The organism is Ferdinandcohnia sp. SAFN-114 (assembly GCF_059415045.1).
Genome location: NZ_JBPFDQ010000061.1, coordinates 1 through 13,901, shown reverse-complemented (window position 1 = coordinate 13,901; position 13,901 = coordinate 1). Strand labels below are relative to the sequence as shown.

15 protein-coding genes are annotated in these 13,901 nt (G+C 31.2%); 6 read left to right on the top strand and 9 right to left on the bottom strand.

Going from position 1 to position 13,901, the window contains the following annotated elements:
* Positions 1-21: 21 nt before the first annotated feature.
* The 4 genes from ACR65M_RS18160 to ACR65M_RS18145 all read right to left on the bottom strand — a co-directional run bounded on the left by ACR65M_RS18160 (position 22) and on the right by ACR65M_RS18145 (position 1,647).
* Positions 22-732, bottom strand: coding sequence for a SprT-like domain-containing protein (locus ACR65M_RS18160; RefSeq protein WP_440273991.1), 711 nt, complete (start codon positions 730-732; stop codon positions 22-24).
* A gap of 81 nt (positions 733-813) precedes the next feature.
* Positions 814-996, bottom strand: a complete 183-nt coding sequence (locus ACR65M_RS18155; RefSeq protein WP_440273990.1) for a hypothetical protein — start codon at positions 994-996, stop codon at positions 814-816.
* A 14-nt stretch (positions 997-1,010) separates the two neighbouring features.
* A complete protein-coding gene (locus ACR65M_RS18150) occupies positions 1,011-1,157 on the bottom strand; it encodes a hypothetical protein (RefSeq protein ID WP_440273989.1) in 147 nt (48 codons plus the stop codon).
* A gap of 16 nt (positions 1,158-1,173) precedes the next feature.
* On the bottom strand, positions 1,174-1,647 hold the full coding sequence (locus tag ACR65M_RS18145) for a YkyB family protein (RefSeq protein WP_440273988.1): 474 nt from the start codon (positions 1,645-1,647) through the stop codon (positions 1,174-1,176).
* 441 nt (positions 1,648-2,088) lie between these two features.
* Here ACR65M_RS18145 and ACR65M_RS18140 point away from each other — a divergent pair, with 441 nt between their 5' ends.
* The 6 genes from ACR65M_RS18140 (at position 2,089) to ACR65M_RS18115 (ending at position 9,908) form a co-directional block, all read left to right on the top strand.
* Positions 2,089-2,340 carry a DUF1413 domain-containing protein gene (locus ACR65M_RS18140; protein ID WP_440273987.1) on the top strand — a complete coding sequence of 84 codons (252 nt, stop codon included), beginning with the start codon at positions 2,089-2,091 and terminating at the stop codon, positions 2,338-2,340.
* 47 nt (positions 2,341-2,387) lie between these two features.
* Positions 2,388-4,271, top strand: a complete 1,884-nt coding sequence (locus ACR65M_RS18135; protein ID WP_440273986.1) for a DNA methyltransferase — start codon at positions 2,388-2,390, stop codon at positions 4,269-4,271.
* Entirely contained in the window at positions 4,264-6,840 is a 2,577-nt protein-coding gene (locus tag ACR65M_RS18130; protein WP_440273985.1) for a DEAD/DEAH box helicase family protein, read from the top strand. The genes ACR65M_RS18135 and ACR65M_RS18130 overlap by 8 nt, the downstream gene beginning before the upstream one ends.
* 148 nt (positions 6,841-6,988) lie before the next feature.
* On the top strand, positions 6,989-7,810 hold the full coding sequence (locus tag ACR65M_RS18125; protein ID WP_440273984.1) for a hypothetical protein: 822 nt from the start codon (positions 6,989-6,991) through the stop codon (positions 7,808-7,810).
* Positions 7,811-7,840: 30 nt separating this feature from the next.
* Entirely contained in the window at positions 7,841-8,605 is a 765-nt protein-coding gene (locus ACR65M_RS18120; RefSeq protein ID WP_440273983.1) for a hypothetical protein, read from the top strand.
* Between the two features lie 244 nt (positions 8,606-8,849).
* On the top strand, positions 8,850-9,908 hold the full coding sequence (locus ACR65M_RS18115; protein WP_440273982.1) for a hypothetical protein: 1,059 nt from the start codon (positions 8,850-8,852) through the stop codon (positions 9,906-9,908).
* Between the two features lie 674 nt (positions 9,909-10,582).
* Here the strand turns inward: ACR65M_RS18115 and xerS are convergent.
* The 5 genes from xerS to ACR65M_RS18090 all read right to left on the bottom strand — a co-directional run bounded on the left by xerS (position 10,583) and on the right by ACR65M_RS18090 (position 13,246).
* Positions 10,583-11,707, bottom strand: coding sequence for a tyrosine recombinase XerS (gene xerS, locus ACR65M_RS18110; protein WP_440274006.1), 1,125 nt, complete (start codon positions 11,705-11,707; stop codon positions 10,583-10,585).
* A gap of 256 nt (positions 11,708-11,963) precedes the next feature.
* Positions 11,964-12,254 carry a hypothetical protein gene (locus tag ACR65M_RS18105; protein ID WP_440273981.1) on the bottom strand — a complete coding sequence of 97 codons (291 nt, stop codon included), beginning with the start codon at positions 12,252-12,254 and terminating at the stop codon, positions 11,964-11,966.
* Positions 12,255-12,274: 20 nt separating this feature from the next.
* Complete coding sequence (locus ACR65M_RS18100) at positions 12,275-12,571, bottom strand: DUF3895 domain-containing protein (protein ID WP_440273980.1); 297 nt, start codon at positions 12,569-12,571, stop codon at positions 12,275-12,277.
* Between the two features lie 22 nt (positions 12,572-12,593).
* A complete protein-coding gene (locus ACR65M_RS18095; protein ID WP_440273979.1) occupies positions 12,594-12,878 on the bottom strand; it encodes a hypothetical protein in 285 nt (94 codons plus the stop codon).
* A 41-nt stretch (positions 12,879-12,919) separates the two neighbouring features.
* Complete coding sequence (locus ACR65M_RS18090; RefSeq protein ID WP_440273978.1) at positions 12,920-13,246, bottom strand: hypothetical protein; 327 nt, start codon at positions 13,244-13,246, stop codon at positions 12,920-12,922.
* Positions 13,247-13,901 lie beyond the last annotated feature (655 nt).

The following is a 13,901-nucleotide window of genomic DNA, read 5'->3' as shown; positions in this document are numbered from 1 at the left end:
AAAAAGATGGTTCTTCGTTGGTTATTTTGTTAGCAACATCTTTTCTAATATTTCTTTTACTGACTTTAGCTGATTTTCTTTTTCTAACACTTTAATGACCTTACTAACATCCCCAATAAATCGATATGAAGATTTACAGCAACTAGTTTTAACACCTAAATTCCGTAGGGAAATCGGAAAAGGGTTTTCTTGATCACTCAACAAAAACAAACTAAAAATATTAATTAAATTAGTATTAGTTTTTATTAGTTCTTTTCCGCATTTACTACATTCCAAGAAAAAATAGGAGTTCCTCTGTTCCTTATCAATCCTAGTTATTCTAACATTTGCCGTATGCATAATCAGACATAGATATTCATTCGGATTACACCCAAAAATTTCTGCAACTGTTTTCCACCTATCGTCATGTCCACAATCTTCACCATATTTTCTGTTAGCTATTAAATGTGCTAACTCATGCCTAATAACATCATGTATTTGTATTTTGTTAAAAGATGAACCATCCAATAAAGTCGTATTAAAACCTAATGCAGTAGCAATATAATCTCCTTCTACATACTTACCTGAACAATATCCTATGGGGTTCTTTTCATTAAAAAATATAATATCTGGTAAGTTCATTACTTGTAGTTCTCTAGCAGTTTCATAAATAGTATCGAGGAATTCCTCTTCAGTATAAGATTGATAACTAGATTCCTTTAAATCACCCTTATGTTCGACCTTACAATACATAAGTACACTCCATTCCCCACGTGTTGATTTATTTTAATACTATCCTGCTTAAGTTAGGTTGAAGGACCTTATTTTAAACCACTAACAGAACTGCCGTTTAAGTTCTACTCCTAGTTTTCTTTCACCTTTAGCGATTATCCGACTTACACCAACTGGATTAATATCTAGTAATGCAGCAACTGTTTTTAATTTAGCACAACCCCTATCGACACCGTAAATTTCATCAAGAACAAATTGCTCTCTCTCCGACAATTCTTTTCTCATAACATTATAGACACTTAGAAATCGTCTGTAATCATCTGAATCTTTATTTTTAAATAATACATAATATGGTTTCTGTTTATACATTTTCGGTTCCCAGTTCGGACTCCAAACCAATCAATCATATCAAGGAAAAACACCGCATCTTCAACAGTAAACTTCATATCATTCTCTCCTTGTTTATCTTGAAAACCATTGGGATACGCTTCGCATGTCATTCGAAACTCTTCTATCTTGGAGAGACGGATTTGAAGAGGCATAGATTTGTAAACTGGGTTCATTAAAACCAAAAAATCCCATTTCGTTTCTGAGATAAGTCATTAAAATATGCTTTGCTACAGAAAGGTCCATTTTAACTAAAGGATTGTGGGGTTTTTCTTCTTTTTTTAGATACTGTAGTTTTTTATAATCATTTTTAGTTGGGGAAATATGAAAATAGAAATTCTCAACCTTAACAGAGACAAATGTGCGTTTTCTTCCGTTACGAGGGTCTTTATAAACGTCTAACCCCACTTTTTTTGCATGTCCTGTTTGTAATAGTAATTCTAGAGCCTCCTTTTTTATTCGATATAGATGTTGGGTTTGAACTGATAATTTCGCATAGCGGTTAATAATATGTATTGCTTGAGCTACCTCAATTGGTGTTATTTGCATAAACAACAAGCTCCTTTGAATGTAAAATAGAGAAATATTTAGTAGAGGAAAATTTCCACAGGGGCATAGGATAGCAAGGGTAAAATAATAAGATGTAAATCTTCCTTTTAATAGACAAAATTCGTCAAGAAGGATAGCTGTTCCTTTAATGTCACAATATTGAAACAAAAGGTTCACAATTTCCGTTTTTAATTATGCTTCACGTTTACTGGCTAGGATTAGCAATAGGATATGTTACTATTGCTTAATCCAAGGCCACAAATAGAATTTAATAAGTGTTTATATAGAACAATACTATTAAATCTTTAGACCTTAATGGTCTTTTTATGAAAAAATTTTAAAAAAAGTAATTGACTTTATTAAGAAAAAACTATAACTTATAGCTAGTAGCTAATGGCTAATAGTTCAACTTGTTATATTGATATATAAGGAGGATATAATATGAAGATTGATATTAATACATCACTAGAGGAATTACTTGTAATTGCAAAAGATACTATAAAGGAAATTGAAAAAGGTGAAGAATTTATTGTAAAAGAACTGTTCAGAGGTTTTGAATGGAATCGTATTGGAAAAGGAAATAGAACAAAGTTAGGTGCAATGTTTTTTAACTTTGCAGAAAATGAGGGAAAACAACATCTGAAAGGAATTGGAAAAACACCTCAAAATCAACAAAAGTACAGAAAGCTATAACTTTTTAGTACAAGAAATTTTCAATAAAAATTATAGGAGGAAAACAGGTGGAAACAAAGTTACTCAAAGAAATAAATGCAGTTTTATCAACATTTTCGGAATATTGGAATGGTGATGTATTGTTAAAATCAAAAGTTATAGATGATTTAAGGACCTATAAAAAAACTTTGGTAGAACATCTATTGGCTAATAATGTGATAAAGAAGGCTTATTCAATAGAAGTAGAAAAAGGCTTTATCTTTAAAGTTGATGAATTTATAAGTATGCTAAGGTTTAAAAATTTTTGGGATAATAGTTATACTAAATTTAGTAATGAAATTGGTTTATCAACTGAAAATAAATACTTAAAATACAATACTGATGTTGTTCTTGATTTTCCCCATAAAGATTGTTGGCTTGAAGGTGGTATGACTAAAGAAGAATCAAGAAGAAATGAAATGTTTTATCATAAAATACTTGCAAAAGATGAAGTAGATGTAATGTTTTCTCCAAAGGTTCTTGCTAATATTAAAAAATATGATTCAAATGGAGAGAGTCTACCTAAAGAAATTACAGAAACTGATAATTTAATAATAAAAGGAAATAATCTAATTGCTTTACATACCTTGAAAGCTAGGTTTGCAGGTAAAATAAAATTAATTTATATTGATCCTCCGTATAACACTGGGAACGATTCTTTTGGATACAATGATAGGTTCAACCATTCTACTTGGTTGACATTTATACAAAATAGGTTAGAGGTAGCAAAAGAATTATTGGCAGAGGATGGATCGATTTGGATGAATATAGATGATGATGAGGGTCACTATCTAAAAGTACTGTCCGATGAGGTATTTGGAAGAGATAACTTTTTGGCAAATATTATCTGGCAAAAAAAATACTCTCCTCAGAATGATGCAAAGTTCTTTTCTGATATGCATGATCACATTTTAGTTTATGCAAAAAATAAGGATAATTTTACAATTAACTTATTACCACGTACTGAAGAAATGAATCAGAGGTATAAAAATCCTGATAATGATCCAAGAGGGCCATGGAAATCAACTGATTTCTCTGTTAAAACCTATTCGGAGGATTACGATTATCCTATTACTACCCCGGGCGGAAGAACTGTATATCCTCCAAAAAGTCGATGTTGGAGAACATCGAAGGCAAGGTTTCAAGAACTTGTTGCAGATAATAGAGTTTGGTTTGGTGAAGATGGCAATAATACTCCTTCTATTAAAAAGTTCCTAACAGAGGTAAAACAGGGAATTACACCTTTAACTATTTGGAATTATACAGAAGTATCCCATAATCAGGATGCAAGGAAGGAAATTTTAGATTTAGATATTGAAGATTTTTCAACACCAAAACCTGAAAAATTACTTGAAAGAATTATCCATTTAGGCTCAGTTGAAAATGATATTGTCTTAGATTTCTTTATGGGATCTGCAACAACCCAAGCCGTTGCAATGAAAATGAATCGTCAATTTATTGGAATTGAGCAAATGAACTATATCGATGGAGTTTCAATTCCACGTTTAAGAAAAGTAATTGAAGGAGAACAAGGAGGCATTTCTAAGAAGGTTGGATGGAAAGGCGGAGGGAGTTTTATATATGCTGAGTTATTTGAGTTAAATCAGAAATATACCTCACAAATTTTTAATGCCAAAACAGATCAAGAAATCGAGAAAATTATAAAAGAAATTAAAGATGTGGCTTTCCTTGATTTTAAGATTAATATATCTCGCTTAACAATTGAAGATAAGGAATTTGCAGCTTTATCTTTAGATGATAAAAAGAAAATATTAATAGAAAGCTTAGACTCAAATCAGATGTATTTGAATTATGAGGAAATATACGATTCTGAGTACAATATTCCGGAATCAGTTAAGGAATTTAATCATTCTTATTACAATGGTAGTAAAGTGGTGAAGTCCCATGAGTAATGAAATATTACATAATAGAATTGGGAGAAGGTTTAATGATATTTTTGAAACTCCTCCAGAGGTTCCTAAATATATACATGATAATTTAAGTCGAAATTTAAGACCTTATCAAGAACAAGCGTTGGAACATTTTATATATACTCAACGTACAGAAGTTGCTGATATTTCGTTTAATCACTTATTATTCCATATGGCAACGGGATCAGGAAAAACAATTGTTTTAGCTGCAACTATCCTATATTTGTTTAAGGAAAAAGGGCATCAAAATTTTGTGTTTTTTGTGAATAGCGACGCAATAATTAAGAAAACAATTGATAACTTAACGAATGCATCTTCACCAAAATATCTCTTTAATTATAGTGGGATTGTAATAGATGGAATAAATGTTGATGTAAGAGTAGTGGATGTATTTCCATCATATCCAGCAAAGGATACAATTTATTTAAAATTGACAACAATCCAGAAACTACATATAGATTTAAGTAATCCAAGGGAAAATGGACTTACTTATGATTCACTGAAGGAGACTAACCTTGTCCTGTTGGCGGATGAAGCCCATCATATTAATGTTCTAACACGTAGCGATAAAAAGAAATTAAACACTAAGGAAGCGACTGAAAAAACTTGGGAAAGCACTGTTAGCAAATTATTGGGGCTTCAAAGTACCAATAGACTAATTGAATTTACAGCAACTATCGATTTAAATAATGATGCACTCTTCGAAAAGTACAAAGATAAAATTGTGTACCAATATGATTTAAAGAAGTTCATGGGAGACGGTTATTCAAAAAATGTCGTGCTTTTACGTGCAAATGAAGAGGACAAGGATAAGATGCTTCAAGGTATATTACTTAGTCAATATAGAAAATATGTTGCTCAGGATTATAATATATCTTTAAAGCCGATTATTCTTTTTAAATCAAATAAAATAGCTACTTCAATAGAAGCAAACGAATCATTTTTAAGCTTAGTAGATAATCTTACAAATGAAAGTTTACAGAAGGTAATTGAACGTGGACTTGCAGTTTATCAAAATGAAAATAGTATTTGGCGAAAAATGTTTCTTTATTATAAAAATAAGGATTTAGGAAAAGTTGTACTTGATTTGAAATGGGACTTTACTAATGAAACAATACTAAACGCAAATGATTCAAACTTTATGTCAGAAAGCAACGCCCTCCTGTTAAATACTCTCGAGGATGAAAACAACCCAATCCGTGCAATTTTTGCTGTTGCAAAATTAAATGAAGGTTGGGATGTATTGAACCTGTTTGATATTGTTCGAATTAGTGAGGGAGCAACGAACACAAAAACATCTACTGACAGTGAAGCTCAATTAATTGGAAGAGGAGCAAGATATTATCCTTTCAAATTTAATAATGAATTGTCTTTTACTAGACGTTTCGATTTCGATAACAGTCCATTGAAGGTAATAGAAACTTTACACTATCACACAATTAATGAAAACTCATACATTAAAAACCTTGAGAAATCCTTAGAAACGGCAAATATTCAAGTTCAAGAAGATAAATATGAACGATTAGAAGCAAAAGTGAAATCAAAGTTTAAGAAACAAGAACTATTTAAAACGGGAAAAATCTATATAAACAAAGTTGTTCCTACAACACCTGATGATTACCAATCTTTCAAGGATTATAATGTTTCTTCTACCTATGAAATGCTATACGAAACAACTGTTGAGCAACATTATGGAACAACTCAAGTAAACTCAGCTGGTTCAAACAGACATATAGAACAATTAGATATATCAAAAAATTTATTGCGGAAAGCAATTCAACGTAATAGTTTCTTTCGTTTTAATAACTTGAGAAATTTTGTACCAAGTATATCTAGCATAAGAGAGTTTATTGAAAAGAAAGAATTTCTGGGCTCCTTAAGTATTAATATTTCACTACCACAAGGAATAAGTGTCGGGGAAATTTCAATTCAGGAGAAGCTCAATATAGTTGAGAAATTCATATCATATGTAGAGAAAAACATTCGCTCCAACTACATGAAGGAGAGGGGGACTCCTATTTTTGAAGGGATTACTTTTTCAAATCTAATAAATGATTACGTTATTGAGATAAGTAATATAAATAGGAGTGTTTCTAACGTTACTCAAGTAGTGAGAACACGAAATATGAAAGAACATGACTGGTACATTTACGACCAGGCAATTGTGAATGGTTTAGAAAATGAGATGATTGATTTTATTAACAATTACATGGAACAACTTCAAGAAAAATATAGTGAAGTTTATTTAATCAGGAATGAACGTAAGGTGAAAATTGTTGAGTTTGATGGAGTTAGAGGATTTATGCCCGACTTCCTATTATATTTAAAAGATAATCAATCAACTTATCAAGTCTTTATTGAACCCAAAGGAGAAAATTTGCGTGAAAAGGATAAATGGAAAGAGGAGTTTCTTCTTTCATTGAATACTAGGACAGATGTGAAGATCCTAAGTGAGAATGAAAAGGTTCGATTGATTGGGATTAGGTTTTTTTCAAATAATAAGGATGCTAAGGAAGAGTTTAGAGAGGACTTTAAAGAAAAGCTACTTTAGGATTGATAAAAAATTAACAAGGGATAGTTGGTATGAAAAACCAACTATCCTTTTTTTGTGTAAAAATAACTAATTGGAGCTTATATATACCAAAAAAATAGGAATATTGGTACAATTACCCATGTGAAATGTATATAGGGGGAAAAATATGACTACTCAAACAGTTAAAAATGATTGGTTAAATGACTGGTTTGCAGATAATAACTATTTTGTTTCTGGTCATGAGAAATTTAGTGAGTCTTTAAACTTACCAGAGGAGACTAAGGTATCTATTAGATATGTTTCATTAAATAAGAACTTTCTCTGGCTATTAACAATCGAAGCGGATGAAGGTTTATGGCAGCAAATTCAAGAAATTCTTGAAGATAATGTTGTTTTTGACTTTATTAATTCAAAGTTCGAGAAAAAAATGAATATATTGATATTTTCGCCGACTAAACAGGACTATTTCTGTTATAAAAAATATAACGGAAAATATGTAAACATGGATGGGGACAAATTAAAAAGTGCTTTTAATAATGTTCTTCCTAATATTGATCAAAATGTAGGAACAATAAAAGAAGTAAATAAGAGTGTAAATGATAATTTTCAAATTTGGACAAGAGAAAGTCTAAGTAAGTTTTCTGTAATTAATGATTTCGATGCCGTTTATTTAACTAAAGATAAACAGTCAAAAAACCAGTTGTTTGAATTTAAACGTGTAAAGCAAGATTTATCTACTTGGATGCCATATCTTGATGATTCAAGTAATTATAATAGGATAAATACAATTTCAAATAAGTTAGGTTTTAGTAACTATACTCTTGTATATAAGGTAGAGGAACAATCAAAATTTGCTGTTCATACCAATATCGTTCCTCAAGGAAGTCAAATTCTAGGCTTGAGAATGATATATGATTATGATAATGAAGTTGAAAATTATAAGCATACTTCAACAACAGAATATGTAAGTGAAAATTCATTAAAATAAATTATTGGTGTTAAATTAGGGGGGATAATCATGAATACACCGATACCAGTATCTTGGCCCGTTACTCTGAAAGGCATTCATAATGCAATTTATTGGGCAGCAAAAAAGCTAAGATATAGTATTGATCGACCAGGGATGAATAAAAGAGATTTATCTGAGGCTTTGGATGATAAAATAATGGGTGATGTTGCTACAATTGCTGTATTAAGTTATTTTCATCATATTAAAGTACCAGCTGTTGCTTATGATCAAATAAGAACAGATAATTTTCAAAAACCTGACCCTGGTTGGGATATTGCAATTGGTAAAAATGCGATTAATTGGGGGAAGAGTACCCAAAATCCTTTATATCCAGAGGGCCTAAAAACAATATCGGTTAAATCATCTAGGTTACCTCAGTATGATACACTAAAAACAGCAATACAGAAGAGAGATTTTAAAATTTTCAAGTACCGTGAAGATATTGGAAGCGATATAAGTACAGATATAGAACTACAAGTGTATTATCCATACTTTTCAACCCAACTAGGGACATTAAAAATAACCTCTGATGACGTTGATAGATTAAAAGCCTCTCAAAATATTGATTATAACTTATGTGCAATTATTGAAAGAAAATTGAATATACAAAATCGTTGGGGGAAATGTGAACTAGTTGCCTATGATGATCGTCAATCAATGATTAGTTATTCAAATGGTTTAAGGACAAGGACATGGAAGTCATTTGGAAAAGAGATGTGGATTGCACCATTAAAGATGGGTAAGACCATGTCAACAATAACAAAATTTATTTAAACTATAAAAACATTGATTTGTACTCATTCCTTCACAGAAAGAACATCTGTAATGGCTAATTGTGGTGTACACGAACGAATTTAGACTATTTGTGAGTAAAAGAAATGTAAGCGTTAATCGCAAGTTCGATAAAATAATGTATATACCACTCTCAATAAATCGAAGGTCTCTTAACTTAGTTCATACTTTTTTAGTAATCAAAATCATAAAACACGTAAGTTTTGGACAAGCGGGGGAATTACTCATGAGCAATCTTTTTCATTTCAATCAGAGGGAGCATGGTGTTCAGATTGATAGTGGTAAGCAGGAGAATGCTACTAACGCTGCATTTGCTTCCTTGAGAATTGCATTGAAGAACTTTTTCAGTACTTATCATGTAAGTGAACGTTATATTTCAATTGAAGGAAATAAAATTCAAAAAGATGATGAAAAAAGGTTAGCAGGATATTTATCTTATCAAGAAAAATATTTACAAACTATTTTTCACTTTCATCATTTTATAGAGCTGTTAGTTAAGGACGAACTACGCCTTATTAATCCAATCTTGGCTGTTAAATTAGAGACTGATAACGGACGTTTCATTATGGATTTGGTTAATAAGGGTATAGCTAGTGCTAGTATTACTAATCAAACTGTGGAATTTATGGTGGCAGTAAAAAGGTTGAAATCCTTAACTAGCTCAGAGAGTAAGGTAGCAGAGATTATTAATAAGTACTATAGGGTATTGTCTGATCTAAACCTACTTCGAAATAGAGCTTGGCATAGAGGTACTTATGTATTGCTTTATAGTGAATTAGATAGGTTTATTGGTTCTAATGTTTTACCGTGTGTACTTGATTGTATTGAATCATCAGTATACCAAGGTTCAGAAAAGTATTGGAAATATAAATCACCTAAAATCAATATAGACCCTATAGCAAAAATAATACAAGCTACTAGTAAAAATAGAATAAATTATTCTGAGGTAGCATTTTATAAAGCTGTGGGCTTAGCATCATATAATATACCATGGGAATTTAGAACTATGGGCAAACATAAAAAAAAATCTGAAAGGAAAGCGGAAGCTCTTCTAGGAAGTGATGGGTATGAAGTTTTAGATTGCTTTGTTTGCGGTAAAAAATCTCTTGTTACATACCGTGAGGATGAGTGGGACTATGATGACCAAGACCAAGCTATAAATGGATGGTGGAGAATTTACGAAGTTGAGTGCGAAGAATGTGGACTAAAGCTGGATAGGAGCCTTGGAAATCCAAAAGAATACGGTATTGATATTCCTGATTTATGGTTAGGAGAGGAGTATTAAGGAGAATTTTCACGGATATAAAAAATAACCTCAAGCCTTTATAAAAAATAACTTGTGGCTAATATTAGTGCTCATAATTTTGCTCATACAATTTTTTTTCTGTATTGGAGCTATTTTAAATCTAAGATGAAAGTTCCTATATTATCAACGATCCTTAGATTCTATTTTCCTTTATTTTAGACCGTGATGAATGGAGTTTATGATTCCTAGCGAAAGAACAAAGCTTTATGAAATGAGTAGGGAACTTACGCAGAATGAAAATGATAGATATATTTATTTCAAACCTGAGTTAGAATGTCTTGTTAAATATAGAAACTATACATCTGAAGGGAAATTAAGGATTTCTTCATTTGTAGAATGGATTTAAGGAACTCATTAATTTGATATGGGTTTCTTTTTTATTAAAAATCGGGGTGAAAAAGCAAACAGATGGACAATTTAGGTGGCGATATTGCGAGCAACTAGCTCATTTTCTAATTATAAATATTTTTGTTAAATATTAGTAAAAACACTTTATATTTCAACTATTTAGTCGCGCTCATTTTCTTATACATAGAAGGTCAAATAGACGCCGTCATTATAACAACAACTGAGGCTGAAAGGAATTACAGAGTCTATGTATAGTCCCCTAGGTATACATAGAGACCATACATAGCTTTTTATCAAAACCTCTATTATTCGTTATTTTGAATCGATTTTCTACGATTACTCATAGCATCCGCAGCTCGTTTAGCCTTTGCTTGCGTGGAGTGAACATATAGCATAGTTGTAGTCGTTGAAGTATGACCTAATTGTTCCATCACAAGCGTAATATCATTTGAAGTTTCCAATAGATTTGTAGCATAGGTATGACGTAATTTATGTGGTGACATAGCCACGTTATCATTAAAGGCTTTTGTATATTTCTTTACTAAGTCTTGAATTGCACGAATTGAAAGTGGAGATGTAGTCCCTTGGTACTTACCTACAAAAACAAACTCATGATCAGCATTTGAAGCGCCATATTTCTCATTTCTAACCGATAAATAATCCTTTAAGTCCAATAATGAGTCTGGAACAACCTGAACAGTATCAGTTTTATCCCCTTTACGAATAACCCGAATCGTTTCTTTGCGAAAATTTATATCTCGTATACGGAGGTTTGCCAATTCATTTAGCCTAATGCCACTTCCTAAAAATAATGAAAGAATTGCATAATCCCTCTCTTTATCGCGTAGAAAATACCTCAGTTGAGCCTTAGATAACCTTTTCTCATACTCATTTTTTATATAATCTAAGAAATATATATCATCATTTTCAATAAAGATAGAATCGGCTATTTTTCGTGCTCGTTCACCTAGAGACTCCTTTACTTTATTGACAGGGATCTTTTGCATAACATTACGATAAAAATATGGTTCCCCTTTCTTTTTCCCATCTTTTGTTTCTTTATTTTCAGTTTGAGTAGTTAGGAATTTAAAGAGGGAGCGTAAAGCCGATTTTTTACGGTTAACAGAGCTTTGTTTTCTTGTCTTAGTTTCACCCTTAGAAACCTCTATATCCTCGTTAGAAAGTGCATCAAAGTAATATATGGCATCCTCTAGGGGAAGGTGCTCTAAAACATCCATGTTTATATCCTGAATAGTTTCAGCATTAGAATATCCTTCTACAATCAACCAATTAAAAAAATGTTCAAGATCCTTTAGATAGTTAAATAGGGTAGAGGGGGATAGAAATTCTGATTCCTTACGTCTAACATATTCCGTTACGTAAGGAGGCATGATATCAAGCATTGACTCATATTTCTTTTTATGCTGCATGTGCTGTCTCGATTTTGCCAATGATGATTCACTCCTTTAATGTCGAATGTTGTCGAATTTCGTGTATAATTCATTTTTGGCGAACATTATAATTATTGACAATAAAATAGGAACAACGTATACTTTACAACTGTTATAGCCCCGTATCGTGATACGGTTTTATGAATAGAAGAGTACTTGTATCAAGATAAGATGAAACCTAGTCTGGAAGTATAAAAGTTTTCTCATCTGATGGGTTAGCGTTACTCCCATTGAGTTACAAATAAATTTTTTCTATATTTTTGGTATAGGAACTTATTTTACTCTGATAATACCTTTCAACTTCATACATAGGAATCCAGATTTCCTTTTCACAAATAAAATCATACACATCATATAAAATTTTGTCTCTTTCTTGTTTTGATGGTTTTTTTCCATTCTTCAAATAGTTTTCTGTATATCTTTCTCTAAGTAGATTACCAATCCATTCCTTTTGTTTCATTTTAAGTTGAGAAAATCTTTTATTTGTCTGTATTAGCCTTCCATTTCTGTATTCATGACTTTTCATATTTACCTACGCTCCCATTGTTATTTTAAGCGGTAAATTCTATTCGTCTTATCCATATCCTCAATCAACTCAACTTTACCTTGTTGCACCATTTCATCTAAGATTAAGCATACTTTTGGATAATCTTTAGGCTTATCTGTAGAAGAAAAACGTTCCTTAGAAATATATCCTTCATTGATCAAACTTTCGCACATTTCAAGTACACTAGTTATACCAGATTCTAGTAATTTTATTATTTGTTCAGGAAGTTGAGAGGAAGATGGATCATTATTGGACTTTTCATTTTTAAATAAATCATCAAATGATATTTGTTTCATAAGTTTTCTCCTATTTATTATATTAATCATTAAGTAAAAAAGCGTTTCTACCTATTCCGCTTATCTGGTCTTTATATCCAAGCAAAGTTCGTAACATTGTATTAGGATACTCTAATCTTTCTCTTAATTCTTTTGTAGATATATCGGGTTCGGAAGCAAGTATTTGTTGTATCTTTACAATGTCACCAATATCATAGTTTATTTTATAAACCATAAAAGGGGATAGATGATCAGAAATATTTATTCTTTCTAATTCCTCACTACCTGTCCATTTAAATACCCTAATTTGATTTTGAAAACGAATCAAATTCTCCTGTTCAGATAAAAAGCGGTAAATTAAATCACTTTTTATTTTGGAAACGTCAGAGTCTTCTGTGTATCCTTTACAATACCCATAAAAGTATCAACAATTTGAAGAGGAATAGACTTTTTAGAATCCTGTGAAATGAATTTATTCACTCGATAGTTCTTATTTCTATAAGCAAAATGAGCATTCATCTGTTCAATTATTTTTTCGATTAATCCAAGTTTGTCATATTCACCATTTCTATCAATCTTGATTTTAACGTGAACCAACTCATCGTCATTTAATGATGGTAAATCTCTGGTCGCTCCATAAAACAATCTTTCCGGTATTTTTATATAGAATAAATTTCTCATTTCTGATGAAGACATGCCGATCTTAGCAGCCGAAGAAAAAGCATCTTCGTTGTTGACAATAAGAATATTATTTTCACATTTTCGTTGATGACCGTATGTAATGTTCTAAAGTACTTTTTAATATTCCTATCCTTGGAATATTCTCTAGAATGTAGTTCAGATTTTGAACTGCATTCTTATTTATATCTCGTACTTTTGTAACGATATGAGCAAGTGCAAAGTCTGTCCCACTATAAGCTCCATAATATGAATATTCCTTATCAAATTGATAAATCTTATTAGATTCGTCAAAGTAAATTAAATAGTTCATCATAGACTCCTTGCTCTAAATTATAGCTTGTTGACTAAATATAAAGTCTGCTATAGAATAATTAATAAGTTAATATATTGTTTTCTCCGCTACCAATTAGGCAGAGCTGACAATTATATCATGTTCGGAAATAGCTTTTCCCCGCTACCGTTAAGGCAGGGTTGAGCTATTTTTTCTTTTATTATACCAAACATATATTCTTAAATCCATAATTGTTCGTAAAATTGATATTATACACGAAATACTTGTTTGGAATAATAAGGGCAAGCTGCCCCCTTACTGATGTAAAAAGACAAAAAAGTATAAACCAATTGGACAGAAAAGTCTAAACTTCCTCTTCTTGAGAAATTTCGAGACAAA

Coding starts and splice junctions, on each gene's coding strand:
- ACR65M_RS18155 (WP_440273990.1), bottom strand. CDS start 996: ATGAGAAAAGAATTGTCGGAGAGAGAGCAATTTGTTCTTGATGAAATT.
- ACR65M_RS18160 (WP_440273991.1), bottom strand. CDS start 732: ATGTATTGTAAGGTCGAACATAAGGGTGATTTAAAGGAATCTAGTTAT.
- ACR65M_RS18115 (WP_440273982.1), top strand. CDS start 8,850: ATGAGCAATCTTTTTCATTTCAATCAGAGGGAGCATGGTGTTCAGATT.
- ACR65M_RS18150 (WP_440273989.1), bottom strand. CDS start 1,157: ATGAAGTTTACTGTTGAAGATGCGGTGTTTTTCCTTGATATGATTGAT.
- ACR65M_RS18120 (WP_440273983.1), top strand. CDS start 7,841: ATGAATACACCGATACCAGTATCTTGGCCCGTTACTCTGAAAGGCATT.
- ACR65M_RS18090 (WP_440273978.1), bottom strand. CDS start 13,246: ATGTCTTCATCAGAAATGAGAAATTTATTCTATATAAAAATACCGGAA.
- ACR65M_RS18145 (WP_440273988.1), bottom strand. CDS start 1,647: ATGCAAATAACACCAATTGAGGTAGCTCAAGCAATACATATTATTAAC.
- ACR65M_RS18125 (WP_440273984.1), top strand. CDS start 6,989: ATGACTACTCAAACAGTTAAAAATGATTGGTTAAATGACTGGTTTGCA.
- xerS (WP_440274006.1), bottom strand. CDS start 11,707: ATGCAGCATAAAAAGAAATATGAGTCAATGCTTGATATCATGCCTCCT.
- ACR65M_RS18100 (WP_440273980.1), bottom strand. CDS start 12,571: ATGAAACAAATATCATTTGATGATTTATTTAAAAATGAAAAGTCCAAT.
- ACR65M_RS18105 (WP_440273981.1), bottom strand. CDS start 12,254: ATGAAAAGTCATGAATACAGAAATGGAAGGCTAATACAGACAAATAAA.
- ACR65M_RS18140 (WP_440273987.1), top strand. CDS start 2,089: ATGAAGATTGATATTAATACATCACTAGAGGAATTACTTGTAATTGCA.
- ACR65M_RS18130 (WP_440273985.1), top strand. CDS start 4,264: ATGAGTAATGAAATATTACATAATAGAATTGGGAGAAGGTTTAATGAT.